We start from the raw sequence: 1,463 nt of genomic DNA, 5'->3' as shown, positions 1-1,463 counted from the left end.
GATGCCAGTCACTCCATGGCCATCGAATCGCTACACAGGCTCAACACCCGGGTCGCAAACGCACCCGCGAGCCCACCCAGCGAATAGCGACACCGACATCTCTGCACACGGCCTCTGCGGAGACAAGCCACAACTTCACCTCCGCGGTACTCGACGCGGCCGGGGGCAACCTGCTGATCGCCCGGGACGCCGGAGGCTGGGCCTCAGCCGCGATGGTCGACGAGGTCTACGGGCACGTCGACATCCACGACCTGGCCTTCGACACCGCCCTGCGTACGGTCTGGGGTGGGGCCCAGTGACCGTGCCCTCCCTGCTGCCGCGGCAGGACGCCCGCACGCAACGGGACCGGCTGGAGGTGCTCACCGTGCTGATCAACGGACCCGAGTTCGACCCGGTGCTGCGTGGCGGGGTACTGAAGATCCCGCCGTCTCACCCGGTCTATCCGTGGAACTGCACGGTCCCCGACTGCGCGCGGTCGCGCTGGCGGCGGTACGCGATGTGCTCGGTGCACGCCGATCAGTGGCAGGAGGCAGAGGCCGGCGGGATGACCCGGACCCAGTTCCTGCGCGGGGCGGAGCCATTGGCGGCGTGGGAGGCCCCGGAGGAGATGATGTGCCGGATCTGCCCGCAGCGACCGGCCTTCAGCCTGCGCCTGGCAGTGTGCTTCCGGCACCGCAACCGGTGGCTGAGCCACCTGAAGCGGCACCCCGGCGCCGACGAGGACGACGGGGAGTTCGAGAGGTGGCTGGCCGATCAGCAGCCCTGCCCGGGCTACGGCGAGTGCCGCGCGGAGGTGTGCGACGAACTGGCCGCCTCGCCGCTGGGGTTGTGCGGCGCGCACGAGCGCGGCTACATCCGGGCCGGGCGCCCGGGCGGGGCCCGGCTGCCGAAGAACTTCTTCGCCACCTTCGAGCGGCACGAGCTACCCGTCCCCATCTCCTGCGATGACCAGATCGCCTTCCGCGCCTGGTGCCGCGCGCAGTTGCCGGTGCACCGCACGGGGCAGATCTACCTGCGCGGCCTGCGGCCCTTGCTGCGGGCCGAGTTCCAGTGGGGCATGTATGTCCACGGCCTGCAGCCCACCGCCGTGTGGAACTTGACGTGGGTGCAGTCGCTCGCGGACGAGTGCCAGCGTCGCGACGTGGCGTCCCTGGCCGGCCTGGACCCGTCCGTCTTCCACCGCGACTACCACCAGCGCATGGTCAGTGAGATGCAAGAAGCCCTGCGGAAGGTCTACTTCAGCCCGGGCGACACCCGGGATGCCGGCTACATCGAGACCGAGCACTTCGGAGTGCGCTTCCCCCACCGCTCCAGCTACGTCGACCTGACCTGCGTCTTGTCGGCGTACTACCTAACCTCCCCAACCGCGTACGGATGAACGTCCCCAGCTATGTCGTGTGCGGGAGCACGGCTGCGTCAGCCCCTGACGATGCAGAAGGGATGCCCGGCCGGATCAGTGAGGA

Annotated in this window: 1 protein-coding gene and 1 pseudogene; both read left to right on the top strand. The window is 69.5% G+C overall.

From position 1 onward, the window contains the following. Window positions 1–299: pseudogene (locus O3W51_RS48020) on the top strand (hypothetical protein); the annotation flags it as partial. Then, a complete protein-coding gene (locus tag O3W51_RS48015; protein ID WP_269290401.1) occupies window positions 296–1,378 on the top strand; it encodes a hypothetical protein in 1,083 nt (360 codons plus the stop codon). The pseudogene O3W51_RS48020 and the gene O3W51_RS48015, both read left to right, overlap by 4 nt. Window positions 1,379–1,463: the final 85 nt, after the last annotated feature.

Origin of the sequence: Streptomyces sp. H39-C1, assembly GCF_027158125.1 — a bacterium.
Lineage (GTDB): Bacteria > Actinomycetota > Actinomycetes > Streptomycetales > Streptomycetaceae > Actinacidiphila > Actinacidiphila fildesensis.
Note: the sequence above shows the minus strand (reverse complement) of the source record. Positions and strands in the feature narration are given on the sequence as shown.